Source organism: Hyphomicrobium facile (genome assembly GCF_900116175.1).
Lineage (GTDB): Bacteria > Pseudomonadota > Alphaproteobacteria > Rhizobiales > Hyphomicrobiaceae > Hyphomicrobium_B > Hyphomicrobium_B facile.
Window position 1 is genome coordinate 482212 of the sequence record NZ_FPCH01000001.1, and the last position, 13966, is coordinate 496177.

At 61.3% G+C, this 13966-nt stretch carries 13 protein-coding genes and 1 other RNA gene; 11 read left to right on the top strand and 3 right to left on the bottom strand.

Annotation, left to right across the window (positions count from 1 at the left end; all coding sequences use genetic code 11):
• The first annotated feature begins 3 nt into the window (after positions 1-3).
• The 11 genes from ffs (at position 4) to truA (ending at position 8938) form a co-directional block, all read left to right on the top strand.
• Positions 4-99: signal recognition particle sRNA small type (gene ffs, locus BM399_RS02310), an RNA gene on the top strand.
• 132 nt (positions 100-231) lie between these two features.
• Positions 232-2046 carry a DNA polymerase III subunit gamma/tau gene (locus BM399_RS02315; RefSeq protein ID WP_092863658.1) on the top strand — a complete coding sequence of 605 codons (1815 nt, stop codon included), beginning with the start codon at positions 232-234 and terminating at the stop codon, positions 2044-2046.
• Positions 2047-2093: 47 nt separating this feature from the next.
• Positions 2094-2414, top strand: a complete 321-nt coding sequence (locus BM399_RS02320; RefSeq protein WP_092863661.1) for a YbaB/EbfC family nucleoid-associated protein — start codon at positions 2094-2096, stop codon at positions 2412-2414.
• An 11-nt stretch (positions 2415-2425) separates the two neighbouring features.
• Positions 2426-2800 carry an antibiotic biosynthesis monooxygenase family protein gene (locus tag BM399_RS02325; RefSeq protein WP_092863665.1) on the top strand — a complete coding sequence of 125 codons (375 nt, stop codon included), beginning with the start codon at positions 2426-2428 and terminating at the stop codon, positions 2798-2800.
• A gap of 7 nt (positions 2801-2807) precedes the next feature.
• Positions 2808-3413: a recombination mediator RecR gene (recR, locus tag BM399_RS02330; protein WP_092863669.1), complete on the top strand. Its 606-nt coding sequence runs from the start codon at positions 2808-2810 to the stop codon at positions 3411-3413.
• A gap of 122 nt (positions 3414-3535) precedes the next feature.
• Entirely contained in the window at positions 3536-4900 is a 1365-nt protein-coding gene (locus BM399_RS02335) for an MATE family efflux transporter (RefSeq protein WP_092863674.1), read from the top strand.
• 104 nt (positions 4901-5004) lie between these two features.
• Positions 5005-5991: an NAD-dependent epimerase/dehydratase family protein gene (locus BM399_RS02340; protein WP_092863677.1), complete on the top strand. Its 987-nt coding sequence runs from the start codon at positions 5005-5007 to the stop codon at positions 5989-5991.
• A gap of 31 nt (positions 5992-6022) precedes the next feature.
• A complete protein-coding gene (def, locus tag BM399_RS02345; RefSeq protein WP_092863680.1) occupies positions 6023-6538 on the top strand; it encodes a peptide deformylase in 516 nt (171 codons plus the stop codon).
• A gap of 66 nt (positions 6539-6604) precedes the next feature.
• Positions 6605-7540 (top strand): methionyl-tRNA formyltransferase, encoded by a 936-nt coding sequence (fmt, locus tag BM399_RS02350; protein ID WP_092863683.1) that lies wholly within the window; start codon positions 6605-6607, stop codon positions 7538-7540.
• An 80-nt stretch (positions 7541-7620) separates the two neighbouring features.
• The gene (locus BM399_RS02355; protein ID WP_092863686.1) at positions 7621-8043 is read left to right on the top strand and encodes a hypothetical protein; all 423 of its coding nucleotides are present in this window, start codon (positions 7621-7623) and stop codon (positions 8041-8043) included.
• Positions 8044-8137: 94 nt separating this feature from the next.
• A complete protein-coding gene (gene truA, locus BM399_RS02360; protein WP_092863689.1) occupies positions 8138-8938 on the top strand; it encodes a tRNA pseudouridine(38-40) synthase TruA in 801 nt (266 codons plus the stop codon).
• Here the strand turns inward: truA and folE are convergent.
• From folE to BM399_RS02375, 3 genes are all read right to left on the bottom strand, one after another.
• Positions 8886-9479: a GTP cyclohydrolase I FolE gene (gene folE / locus BM399_RS02365; RefSeq protein WP_092863692.1), complete on the bottom strand. Its 594-nt coding sequence runs from the start codon at positions 9477-9479 to the stop codon at positions 8886-8888. The genes truA and folE overlap by 53 nt on opposite strands.
• Before the next feature lie 242 nt (positions 9480-9721).
• A complete protein-coding gene (mgtE, locus tag BM399_RS02370) occupies positions 9722-11092 on the bottom strand; it encodes a magnesium transporter (protein WP_092863695.1) in 1371 nt (456 codons plus the stop codon).
• A gap of 268 nt (positions 11093-11360) precedes the next feature.
• Positions 11361-13775, bottom strand: a complete 2415-nt coding sequence (locus BM399_RS02375; RefSeq protein WP_092863698.1) for a tetratricopeptide repeat protein — start codon at positions 13773-13775, stop codon at positions 11361-11363.
• Positions 13776-13966: the final 191 nt, after the last annotated feature.

Genomic DNA, 13966 nt, shown 5'->3' on the forward strand with positions numbered 1-13966 from the left:
AGAGCGGGCTGGCGACGGACGAATTCGTCGCCAACCGGGTCAGGTCCGGAAGGAAGCAGCCCTAACGATCAGAAGTCGGGTCGTTCGCCAGCCTCTCTTTACTCGCTCACGAGCGCTAATCCGATCGCGAGGGCGATCCGGCGCTCTCCGCGGGGGCGCGGTCTCCTACACGAGTCTTGGCGCGGGTCGCCTTGCTCCCTCGCCCTTCGGGCGAAAGTTGGCTCAGGGATCATGGCAAAGAAAAAATCAGATGCGTCGGACGGCGTGGAGGGTTCTGGCGGCTTAGAGCCGACGAAGCCTTATGTCGTTCTGGCGCGTAAGTACCGCCCGGCGACGTTCGACGACCTGATCGGGCAGTCGGCCATGGTGACGACGCTCCGGAATGCCTTTGCCTCCGGCCGCATCGCCCAGGGCTACATGCTGACCGGCGTGCGCGGCGTCGGCAAGACAACGACAGCGCGAATTCTGGCGCGCGCGCTCAATTACGAAGCGCCCGGCTACGACAAGCCGACGATCGACATGCCGGGCCTTGGCGCTCACTGCAAGGACATCATGGAGGGCCGTCATCCGGACGTGCTCGAAATGGACGCCGCGTCGAACACCGGCGTCGACAACATTCGCGAAATCATCGAAAGCTCGCAGTACACGCCGCTCGTTGCGCGCACCAAAGTCTTCCTCATCGACGAGGTTCACATGCTGTCGAAGGGCGCGTTCAACGCGCTCCTGAAGACGCTCGAGGAGCCGCCGGCACACGTCCGCTTCATCTTCGCGACGACGGAAATCCGCAAGGTTCCCGTGACCGTGCTGTCACGCTGTCAGCGGTTCGATCTGCGCCGCGTCGAGCAGCCGGTGCTTGCCGAACATTTTCAGAAAATCGTCGGCGCCGAGGGTGCGAGCGCCGATGCGGATGCTTTGCAGCTGATTGCGCGCGCGGCCGAAGGCTCGGTTCGCGATGGACTTTCCATTCTCGATCAGGCCATCGCGATGGGCGAGGGGCATGTGACCGCCGCGAAGGTGCGCGACATGCTAGGCCTCGCCGACCGCGCACGCATTTTCGATCTCGCGGAATGTCTGTTTCGCGGCGATGTCGCCGGTGCGCTTCAAGGGCTGTCGTCGCTGCATCGTGACGGTGCCGAAGCGGCCGAGGTCGTGTCCGACCTTGCCGAAGCCGTTCATGCGATCGCGCGTGTCAAAGCCGTTGGCGAAGAGCCTGCGGGCGAAGGTCTGACGGCTGAAGAAAAAGCGCGGCTCAAAGATCTCGCGGGGCGGCTTTCCATGCCGTACCTGTCGCGCGCTTGGCAGATGCTCGTCAAAGGTTTCGAAGAAACGGCGCGCGCGCCCAATCCGCGCGTTGCGGCCGAGATGGTTCTCATTCGCCTTGCCTACACGTCGGATCTGCCGACCCCGGACGAACTGATCCGGGCGCTCGGTGGCGGCACAGTCTCGGCGCGGCGTCCGGCTCTTCCCGCGGGCGACGGCGGCGGCGCTGCCGATCAACGTCAGCCGCTCAATTCGCGCGCCGCGGCGCAGGTTGCCGAAAGCTTCGACGACGAGGCGGGGGACGCATTCGAGTTCGACGACGGCGAACCGATCGGCGATGACGAAGACGATGGAGAAAGTCCGAGTGCTTTTCCCGTCGCCAATCCGCGTTCGTTCGAGGAGGTCATCGCGCTCACGAGCGCGAAGCGCGATGTGAAGCTCACGATCCATCTCGAAGATCATGTGAGCCTCGTGAAATTCGATGCGGCCGCGGGGTCGATCGATCTGTTTCTTTTTCCCGAGGCGCCTCCGGAGCTTCCTAACGAGCTTCGCGAGAAACTCAATGCCTGGACGAACCGGCGCTGGGTCGTTTTGCTTTCGAAGGAAGCCGGTGCTCCGGCCGTCGGCGCTGTGCGCAGACAACGTGAAGCGGCCGAACTCGAGTCGCTCAAAGCGCATCCGGCGGTGCGGGCTGTGCTCGAAGCTTTTCCCGATGCGAAGATCGCTGAGGTGCGGCGAATCACTGGGCGTGACACAGATACGGACAGCGAGAGCGAAGCGGTTTAAAGCTCGCAACGAATTTCAAAATTTCGGCATGATGCCGCGAGGACGATATGAAAGATATTATGGGAATGATGAAGCAGGTGGGCCAGATGCAGGCTCGCCTCAAAGAGATGCAGGACGATCTCGCCAAGGCCGAGCATGAAGGCCAGTCGGGCGGCGGCCTCGTGCATTTGACCGTCGACGGCAAGGGCGAAGTCAAACGGGTGCGGATCGATCCGACCCTGATGAAGCCGGACGAAGTCGAGATTCTCGAAGATCTGATCGTCGCTGCGGCGGTTGACGCGCGCAGCAAGGTCGATACGGCCATGCAGGACAAGATGGCCGAGATCACCGGTGGGCTTCCGTTGCCGCCAGGCATGAAACTTTTTTGATATCCCGTCCGATGGTCGATTCAGACAACTTCAGCCGAACGCTTGAGCCACCCTACTACGCCGTCATTTTCACCAGCCAGCGTGCGGCCGGCGACGCGGGTTATGAGCGAATGGCAGAGGCAATGTCTAAACTCGCTGCCGCTCAGCCGGGCTATCTCGGTCATGAAAGCGCACGCTCGGCCGATGGCTTTGGCATTACCGTCTCGTATTGGCGAGATGAGGAAAGCGTTCGACGTTGGAAGAGCGTCGCCGAACATCGGGCGGCGCAGGCCGGTGGCCGTGAGCGCTGGTATTCTCACTATGAGGTGCGCGTCGCCAAAGTTGAGCGCGCCTATGCCGGGCCGGCAGGTCGGGCAGAGGCCTCAACGGCGCCATCGCTGGGCTGATTGCTGAATGTCACGCAAAACCGCAGGCCCTGAAATTGAGCGCCTGGTGCAGCTGCTGGCGCGGCTGCCGGGGCTCGGTCCGCGCTCGTCGCGCAAAGCGGTGCTCTCGATGCTCAAGCGGCGCAACGAACTGCTCGTTCCTTTGTCGGAAGCTTTGCAGCAGGCGATCGCGAAGATCGCGGAATGTCCTGTGTGCGGAAATCTCGATACGGTTTCGCCGTGCAGTATCTGCGCCGATCCGCGCCGCGATCAGAGTTTGATCGTGGTCGTCGAGGAGGTTGGCGATCTGTGGGCGCTCGAACGTGCTGGCGTCGTCTCGGCGCAATATCACGTGCTCGGCGGGCATCTGTCGCCGCTCGACGGCGTCGGTCCGGACAAGCTCAACATTGCGAGCCTCGTGGGGCGGGCGCGATCACCGGACGTCAAAGAAATTCTGCTCGCGCTCAACGCCACCGTCGAAGGGCAATCGACGGCACATTTTATTTCGGATCAACTCGTGTCGGCGGACGTTACGGTATCGCGCCTTGCGCAAGGCGTTCCGATCGGCGGCGAACTCGATTATCTCGACGATGGTACGCTCGCCGCCGCGTTCAAAGCGCGGCGCAAACTATAGATGCCTTCCGTCATCCCGGCGAAGGCCGGGATCTATCCAGGCCCACAGTAACGAACTCTTGCTTGGACGGATCCCCGCCTGCGCGGGGATGACGGTGGGAAGTGGTTGAGAGAGCCTAGCGAATGGCGGAAGTCGATATCGTTCGCCGGCGGAATGACGGTCCGAGGTTCGTCACCGGGTCGCTCCTCCGCCACATCCTGTCGATGACGGCAGCAGGCGCCGTCGGGCTGATGGCGATCTTCATCGGCGACCTCGCAAATATCTATTTTCTGTCGCGCCTCGGCGACGAAGCGATCGTCGCCGCGGTTGGATATGCGAGTTCCATTCTCTTCTTTTCGACGTCGATCGGCATAGGATTGGCGATTGCGGCGACGTCGCTGATAGCGCCCGCGCTCGGTGCCCGCAGACGCGTTCGCGCACGCCGGCTGTCGGTGAATGCGCATATGCTGACATTTCTATTTTCAGCAGTCGCGAGCGTTGCGATCTGGTTTGCCATTCGGCCTCTGCTCGAGCTTCTGGGCGCGACGGGCCGGACGCTCGAACTGGCGAGCTTCTATCTCGTCGTTTTAGTGCCGACGTTGCCTCTCCTGTCGCTCGGCATGACGTCGGCGGCGGTGCTTCGTTCAGTCGGGGATGCGCGGCGCGCGATGCACGTCACGTTGTCGGGCGCCATCGTCAACACGATCCTCGACCTCGTTTTCATCGTGCATTTCGGATGGGGCCTCGAAGGCGCAGTCCTGTCGTCGTTGCTGGCGCGCATCGTGATCATGGGCGTCGGATTTTACGGCGTCATCTCGGTTCACGACCTGATGGGGCGGCCGAAAATCGCAACGCTCAAGCAAGATGCTCCGCCCTTCTGTCGCATCGCGGGGCCTGCGGTGTTGACCAATATCGCGCCGGCGGTCGGCAACGGTTACATTACGCTCGCGATATCGGCCTATGGAGATGCCGCGGTTGCGGCGTGGGCCATCATCGGACGTATTACGCCGGTCGCGTTCGGGGCGATTTACGCGCTCTCCGGCACCGTGGGCCCCATTCTCGGCCAGAACTTCGGCGCCCGCTCGCCGTCGCGCATGCGGGACGTTTTCACGCTGTCATTGTTGACGATGGCCGCGTTCACGGGCCTCGCGTGGCTCATTCTGGCACTCGTCGCCCATCCGCTCGCGGGCCTCTTCAAGGCTGGGCCGGAGGCGCGAGATCTGATCGTCTTTTTCTGTCGCTGGCTGTCGCCGCTGTTCGTATTTCTCGGTACGGTTTTCATTACCAACGCGGTATTCAATACTCTGGGCCGCGCCCATTTCTCGACGCTGTTGAATTGGGGGCGGGCGACGGTCGGAACCGTGCCGTTCGTGCTCCTCGGCGGCAAGTTTTACGGGGCCGAAGGCGTGCTGGCCGGAAATATGATCGGTGGCGTTGCGTTCGGTTTGATTGCCATAATAGCAGGATACAGGCTGATCGACCGGGTTGGGGAAACGCTGGAGCTTTAGGCTTCGCCGTCGTTGCACTTTTTCGCGACGCAGTTTCTAGATCGTCCGGGGACGTCCTTTTTGCGCCCGTTGGCTCACCAACCGGCATATTCGAGGGAACCGGCGTGGCCATTGCGCAGCGCATTCTCGTGACCGGCGCGTCTGGCTTCATCGGCCAGCACGTGGTCCGGATGCTTGCCGACCGCGGATACAGCGTGCGTGCGGCGTCGCGCCAGCCGATCGTCTTCGATAGTCCGCGGGTCGAGGGCGTGGCCGTCGGCGACATGTCGCGATCGTTCGCCGCCGAATTTCTGGTTCGGGGTGTCGATGCGGTGGTTCATGCAGCCGGTTTGTCTCATGCCCGCACGAATTTGCCCGATGCCGCGTACACGGCGATCAATGTTGATGCAACTCGCCAGCTCGCCCGGGCGGCCCGCGCGGCGCGTGTGAGGCGGTTCGTGCTGATGTCCTCGATTCGCGCGCAAGTGGGCGCGACGCATCCAGGCGTCGTCACCGAGACGACGTTTCCGACGCCGACGGACGCTTACGGCCGGTCGAAGCTCGCGGCCGAGGGGGTTCTTGCGAAGATGCTCGAGGGATCGCCGACGCATTGGACCGTGCTTCGTCCCGTGCTCGTCTACGGCGGCGGCGTCAGGGGCAATATGGCGACGTTGATGCGGCTCGCCGCCTTGCCGTTGCCGCTGCCATTCGCGGCGCTCAAGGCTCGCCGGTCGCTGCTCAGTATCGGCAATCTTCTCAGTGCCATTCAGTATGTGCTGCAAACCCAAACGGCCGAGAACGCGACATTCATCGTGGCCGACCCGGCGCCGTTAACAATAGCGGAGATCATTCGGGCGTTACGCCGAGGCGCCGGGCGGCCCGAAATGCTCCTGCCGGTTCCGGAAGCGTCCCTCGCGGCGGTGCTTCGGATGGCAGGGAAACCGCATTTCGCGGACCGGCTGACGGGCGATCTCGTCGTCGATGCCGTGCGCCTCAGGCGGATCGGATGGGCCCCGCCAGAGGAGACGCTCGGGGCGCTTGCCGCGTCGGCGCGGGCGGGTCCCAGCTCCGAGCGGCCAAAACCTCCACGGTATAGAGCCGCACGCCATTGACCGGCGCTGCGGGCTTTCATATGTCAGCCTCATGGCTGTTCTTCCGATAATCACCATTCCTGATCCCGTGCTGCGCAAGATCTCCGATCCTGTCGAGCGGGTGGACGATGCCGTCGTCAAGCTGATGGACGACATGCTCGAGACTATGTACGACGCGCCGGGCGTCGGGCTCGCCGCCGTGCAGGTCGGCATCCTGAAGCGGGTCGTCGTCATCGATGCGGCAAAGGACGATGAGCCGCCCAATCCGATCGCCATGGCGAACCCCGAACTGATCGCTGTCGGGTCGACGACGCGGGTACATGAAGAGGGCTGCCTTTCGATTCCGGATGTGCATGTCGAGATCGAGCGGCCGTCGACGGTGACCGTGCGCTACATCGACCGCTATGGCAAAGAGCAGGAGCTTGCCGCGGACGGCTTGCTCGCGACGGCCATTCAGCACGAAATCGATCATCTCGACGGGCAGCTGATCATTGACTTCCTTTCGCGGCTGAAGCGCGACATCATTATCCGCAAGTTCAAGAAGCAGGTCAGAACGAGCGGCGACTGAATTCTGGTGCGTGTGCGGCCGGCTGGACCTTCAGGGCAGTCGCACGCGCCAACATAAACGGGCGACATGCCGCTCAATATCGTCTTCATGGGGACACCCGATTTCTCGGTGCCAGTGCTCGATGCGATCGCGTCGGCGGGCAATCGCGTCGTCGCGGTCTACAGCCAGCCGCCGCGGCCGGCGGGGCGTGGCATGGCGGAAGTCAAATCGCCCGTTCAACGCCGCGCCGAAGCGCTGGGAATTGAAGTCCGGACACCGGTGAACTTCAAAAGCGATGGGGATCGCGAGGCCTTCGCCGCGCTCAACGCGGACGTGGCTGTGGTCGTCGCTTACGGTCTACTTCTACCGAAACCGGTTCTCGATGCGCCGCGGCTCGGCAGTTTCAACGTTCACGCATCGAAGCTGCCGCGATGGCGGGGAGCAGCGCCGATCCAGCGCGCCATCATGGCGGGCGATACGGTGACGGCGGTCAACATCATGCGGATGGAGCAGGGGCTCGACACGGGGCCGGTCTGCCTCGGCCGAGACGTTCCTATTCCTCGCAGCATGACCGCCGGAGAGTTGCACGACGAGCTGTCGAAGCTCGGCGCGGCGCTGATGGTCGAAGCGCTTGCCAAGATCGAGGCGGGTGAGATCGACTGCGTGCCGCAGCCGGCCGAGGGCGCGACCTATGCCGCCAAGATCGGCAAGAGTGAAACGCGCATCGATTTCTCAAGGCCCGCCGACGACGTCATCAATCACATTCGCGGGCTTTCACCGTACCCCGGTGCATGGTTCGAGATCACAATTGGCGGCAAGGCCGAACGGATCAGGGTCCTGACGGCGACGGCGGCCGAGGGGACGGCCGAGGCTGGCACGCTCATCGACGACAATCTGACGATCGCTTGCGGCACTGGCGCCATTCGCGTCGAAAGACTGCAGCGGGCGGGAAAGCAACCGATGGCTGCGGCCGACTTCCTTCGCGGCACGCGACTCGCGGCGGGGTTACGTCTCGCCTGTTAATCATAGGCGTGAAAGGCTCTGAGACATTCGCGGTGTGAGGTTAATCTCTTCGCGTGATTCCTCGGTCCGGAGAACCAGCCGTGCTTTCAGAGTTTGCGCTTCGTCTTGCTGCCTGCGGTTCGGCCATGTGCGCGCTGGCGGCGTCAGCGAGTGCCGATAGCTTCACGACCCGGATCGAGACGCGCCCCTACTATGGCGCCGTCGTAACGCTCGAACATGGCGTTCGCGTCTATCGCCCGCTGCCGCCGGATCGTTACGTCATCATCAACCCCGACCGGGTTCCGTTGTCGCTCAGCATCAGCGAAACGAACATCTACGGGCAGCGCGCGCCAGCGGTCTATGATGGGAGCGCGAATGTCTACACCGGCGACGGGCTCTACCATGCCCCGGCTTGGGGCCTGGCTTATCAGTGGCGGCCGGGTTTCTATCGTATCGGCGGACCGCGCGAGGGCTTGCATCCGGGTCACCACGGCAAGCCGCACGCTATCCAACCGGCTCATTAGCGCTTCGAAGTGGTGCTTGACGTGACGATGCGCCGTTGAGCTGCTGCCCAGCAAAGGCTAGGGATGGCCGAAGCATTTTTTCAACCTGAGCCCGATGCCGCGCTACCGCATTACCATCGAATACGACGGCACGCCTTTCGTCGGCTGGCAGAGACAGGCCGAGGGCCTATCGATCCAAGGCCTGCTCGAAGAGGCAATTCGTAAATTCACCGGCGAGACCGTCGGCGTGCGCGGCGCGGGCCGCACCGACGCGGGCGTTCATGCGCTGGGGCAGGTCGCGCATGTCGATTTGACGAAAGACTGGGCGGCCTCGCGCGTGCGCGACGCGATGAATTTTCATCTGCGTCCGCATCCAATCGGCGTCGTCGCGTCGGATGCCGTCGATGCTACGTTCGACGCGCGTTTCAGCGCGGTGAAGCGCCATTACAGATACCGGCTTCTGACCCGTCGCGCGCCGCCGATTCTCGACAAAAACCGTGTCTGGTGGACGATGCGCGATCTCGATGCAGAGGCGATGGCCGATGCCGCCAAGGTGTTTGTCGGACGACACGACTTCACGACATTCCGCGCGGCGCAATGCCAAGCGCCCTCGCCCGTGAAGACGCTCGATGTCTTCGACATCACGCGTTCGGGCGAGGAAATCGTTTGCGAGATATCGGCGCGATCGTTTCTGCACCATCAGGTGCGGTCGATGGTCGGCAGCCTGAAGCTCGTCGGCGAAGGGAAGTGGTCGCGCGAGGATATCGTTTCGGCGCTCGCCGCGCGCAATCGCGAGGCGTGCGGGACGGTGTCGCCCGCATCAGGCCTCTATCTCGTTGGTGTTGATTACCCCGAGGACGCCATTACGACGTCTTCGTATCCTCCGTCACGATCGCCAGAAACTCCTGACGAGTGATCGGGTTGTCGCGGAAGGCGCCGAGCATTCTGCTCGTCACCATGTCGGTGCCGGGCTTCATCACACCGCGTGTCGTCATGCAGTGATGTTCGGCCTTGATCATGACGGCGACGCCCTGCGGCTGCAGCACGTCCTGGATCGTGTTGGCGATCTGCGCGGTCATCTTCTCCTGGATCTGGAGCCGCTTGGCGTAGGCATCGACAACACGGGCGAGCTTCGAGATGCCGACGACGCGGCCATCGGGGATATAGCCGACCCAAGCGCGGCCGATGATCGGCGCCATGTGGTGCTCGCAATGACTTTCGAAGCGAATGCCGCGCAGGACGATCATCTCGTCGTAGCCTTCGATCTCTTCGAAGGTCTTCTGGAGGATCGCCACCGGGTCCTGGTCGTAGCCGCGGAAATATTCCTCGAATGCCTTCGTCACGCGGGAAGGCGTTTCCTTCAGGCCATCGCGCGAAGGATCATCACCCGTCCAGCGGATGATCGTCTTGACGGCTGCTTCAACCTCGGCGCGCGTCGGCTTGTTGTTTGAATTCATTGGAAAACACTGGTTGTTATTGGAAGGGGGGGGATCGTAGCACGGCTTTGGACGTCGGCCCTTATAGACCCATCGGATTCCAGACGGCAAACGTCACCTTGCCGCCGGTAGATTGGGGGCCGCCGTTAGATGGGAGCGGAGACGCGGTTTGTCGATATGGGACGCCTCTCGCAGTTAATATGGGGCACTGGGGGGATACGGCGCGCGTTTCCGGCCGGATCACCCCCGTCAAATTTTCCCTGTCAAAGCAGCGTGCCGCGCAGGACAAGCAGCGCGACGCTGAAATAGATCATCAAGCCGGTCACATCGACGAGCGTCGCGACGAACGGGGCCGAGGCGCTTGCCGGGTCGAAGCCGAGGCGTTTCAGTACGAACGGCAACATGGAGCCCGCCAGCGAGCCGAAGGTCACGATGCCGACGAGCCCCAATCCAACCGTCAATGCCACCAGCTTCCAGTGCTCGCCGTAATCGAAGATGCCGAGCTGCTGCCATAGCGCGATGCGGGCCATGCCGATCACGCCGAGGATGGCTCCAAGCGTCAAACCGGTCGGGACTTCTCTGACGGCCACACGCCACCAGTCGCGCAGGCGCAACTGGCCAAGCGCGAGCGCACGAATGAGTAGCGAGGTGGACTGCGAGCCGGAATTGCCGCCCGAGCTCATGATGAGCGGGATAAAAAGGGTGAGCACGACGGCTTTTTCCAGTTCATCCGAGTAGTGCTGCATGGCGCTGGCCGTCAGCATTTCGCCGAGGAAGAGGGCGGAAAGCCAGCCGGCGCGTTTCCGGATCATCTCAACGAAGCCGATCTGCAGATACGGCTCCGCGATACCTTCGACGCCGCCGAACTTTTGAACGTCTTCCGTACTTTCGGCGAGGATCGCATCGACGACGTCGTCGACGGTCACGATGCCGAGGACGCGATGGCGCGCGTTCAAGACCGGGACTGCGAGAAGGTCGTGGATCGAGATCAGACGCGCCACTTCCTCGCGGTCCGTGTCGGGTGAGACCCAGACGGGGTCGCGGTCGGGCGCAATATCGAGGATCGACTGATCGGGCTGTCCCATGATTAGCTGACGCAACGTGACCGTCCGCACCAGTTCGCGCGATTGCGGGTCGAGGACATAGATCGCGTAGATCGTTTCCCGCGTGTGTTCCACCTCGCGGATGAGCTTCAGGGTTTCGGCAACGGTGTAGGTCGAAGGAACGCTGACGAACTCGGTCGTCATGATGCTGCCGGCGGTGCCTTCAGGGTAAGCGAGCAGCAGTTTCAGGGATTGGGCGGTTTCGAAGTCGAGCAGGGTCAGCAGCTTGGTGCGGTCGGGCCCATCAAGCTGGCGGAGGGTGTCGGCCGCGCGGTCGGCGGACATGCCCTTGAGCACTTGGCCTGCGAATTCGTCGGGGAGTTCGAGGATGAGATCGCCGGCGCGCGCGAGCTCAGGCCGGTCGAATATTTCGATAACGCGATCAAGGGGCAATTCGGCGAGGATCGAGCCTGCCGTCTCGAGGTCCAGCTCATTCAGCTGGGCGACAATATCGGCATCATGCTCTTCGAGCAGCTCGACCAAGACAATCGGATCGACGTCTTCACCCGATGCGGTGCGGATGTTTTCCATGGCTCACCTTCCGATCCGCCGTTGCAACGGATCGTGGCGAGCCGACCCGAAGGTCAGGCCACGAGCCGCAACGGCCGAAGCATTCGACTACTGTCGCCAGACAAGGGTTGGGTTCCTTCGAAATCGCGGCGCCGAAATCATGGCGGCCACAAGCCCACATGATCCGATTGACAACAATAGTCAAGGGCGGGGGAAGCCGCATTTTTGGGCGCACTGGCCGGCGGCTTTCGATCGCCGATAAGCTCTGTGCGGTCGAAACCGAGTTTGCCTACGCGCCTGCCGGCAGAAGGCGTGCTTGGATCTCTTTTGCCCGCGGGTGCCCAAGACGTACCGCATCATCGAGATGAGAACGAGCCGTGTCGCCAACGTCATGTTCAGGCTTGCTCGCGATCTCCCAGCAAGTGAAGGCGGCGTAAGCGTTGCGACTTGCAAGCCCGGACGAAACAAGCCGTTCGTAGGCGGTTGTCCACTCTTTAACTGATGGCCGGTTCATGGCGTCCAACGTTTTGGCAACCTTTAAGCTTGACCAAGCATCATCCGTCGAACTGGCAATAGTGAAAAAACCGAGCGCCGTCTCCAAGCACTTAGGCACGCCATTACCCTGACTGTAGATGTCCCCCAGGGTGGCTGCCGCTAAGTTGTTCCCATTGCCAAGAGCGGCTTTCAGGTACTTGATGCCAAGTTCTATATTCGTGTTCACGCCAGTGCCATTAATGTAGGCACGACCGAGATGAAGCTGTCCTGACGGACTGCCAAGGCTAGCCGCCGCCGCGTACAGTGGAATGGCCTCGTCGTGCCGCCCTTCTGCCTGCAGAGCATAGGCGTCGCGCAGAATTAGGCTTGCTTGCTCTGGCCGGCATATGTTTGCGATCGCGCGCGGCACAATCTTTAGATACAGATCAACCTTGGCGGCATCCGGTGAGCCAGAGGTTGGGATGGTCGAATACTGGGCGCGAGGAAACAACCTGTCACCCGCGGGTGAGGCCACATCATTCCAGTCAGACCCGGACGCGCCACAGAACATCACCAAATTGACGAGGGCACCTAATTCATGCTGTGTCCATTTCTCGCGCTCGAATGCGGCCGATATTTTGCTGCGGTCGACGATGGCCGCTAGTTTATGGGCGTTGTCGAGGGCGAACTCCTTCAATATTGCGCGACTGCGATCGGCCGCCGCATACATGCCGCTCGATGGGGCCAGAGTACTCGAGTGCATTGGGGTGGGCGATGCGAAGAGATGCTCTCTTTCCTTTGATTTAAGCTTGGCCGGCCAAGTCTGACTATTCAGGGGGCAGCCATAGACGAGCCATGGTTCCAGTCTTCGCATGAGTTCGTAGTGAGGTCGTTCTTCCAAGCGGGCATCGATGCCAATCACGTATGACATCTCGCCCACACGGTCAGACATCAGCGGGAATGGTACGTGCGATAAAAACTCTCCCTGCTGCTTCAGCTGAACGACGTAGTGAAGAAGCCGGTTCTCAATATAAAAACGCCATCCGACATTCTCAGGGTTCGCCGTACGCTCGTGGAGAGATTTGATCTGTTCGCGGGCTAGGCGCCTCACTTCGGCGACAGCATCATCTGTGAGTATGCCGGCGATATCGAAACCACCAAGAGCTTTAGTCGCAGCGCGCAACACGCCATCGGGGCTAAAATCGTCTTGAACTGGGAATGGCTCTCGCATGCCTAGTTCGTGGCCGTACAAGTGGATGCCTGATGGCGGCTTCGATACGCGTCGAAGCGGCACGTGTGGAGCGCACCTTCCCTCTGACACAAACAGGTGCTCACGAAGTGAGCTTCCAATTTCGAAATCGGAAAAGACCACGTCTGAAACAAGGTGCTTCAGGTCAAATTTCTCACATATCATCGATGCCACGATAACATCGCCATGATACGGGCTCCCGCTCGTCCGGATGGGAACTTTGCGAAACCCGTCGCGCTGCAGCAGCAAGGCGATGATCAGACGGCTATCCTTGCCACCGCTCAGGGACAAGAATGGGATGAGAGGTTCTCCATCGACGCCGAAGAACTGGTCGAACATGCTGCGGAGATCTTCCAAAGCGCTGTCCCAGAATGAATCTGGATTGCGAAGCCATAGCTCGCGCATTTCTTTGTTATTGAACGGTTCAGGATCCGGCTGGCGGTATGAGATATTACCGTCGCCAAATATTGGCTCTTCTCCAGGGCGTATGGGAGTTACTGATTGAAATAGCGAGTTGGAGAACATTGACCAGCCAACGCCCATACTGGCAGCCATGTACTGTTGATCCAAATCGAAGCGAGTGGACGAGCGCGCGCAGAATGCACAAAAGGTGCTCCTGTTGCTGAAGAGCGTTAGCCCGCTCGGTGTGACGGTTTTGTAGAGGCCGTATATGCCGGACTTGTTTCGACTGATCTGCCCCGTTCCGTACTCATTGATTTCAATGTCCAGGTATTCTCCGAGGGCTCTATTGCCATTGGTCTTCCAGCCGACGGAGGATCTGAATCCTTGAGAAAGGTCGATATTGCTGGCGCTTCCGCTTCGCCACGCCAGGACTCTGATCGACGGGCAATGCCGCGGCGACCAATCCCAAAGCTCACCAAGCGGGCCTCCATACAATGTCGCAGCAGTTGCTGTGATCTGCTCTGCCAAAGCGTCGGCGGCGGGTTTGTTTGCTCCGCAGATAATTGCAAACGACAGCATGAATTCTCCCGTTCAGATAAGTGTTTGGTGCGGCAACCGCGAGTTGATTGAGATGGCTTGTGCGAAGCTCAGAGCGCTTCTCAAAAGGTGTTTGCAAAGCCCTGGGCGTCTTGGTACGGGAGGTATATTCTGCATACGCACTATTTGAGTTAGCGAGTCTCGAAGGGCTGGCCGGCGGCTGGGGGGCACCG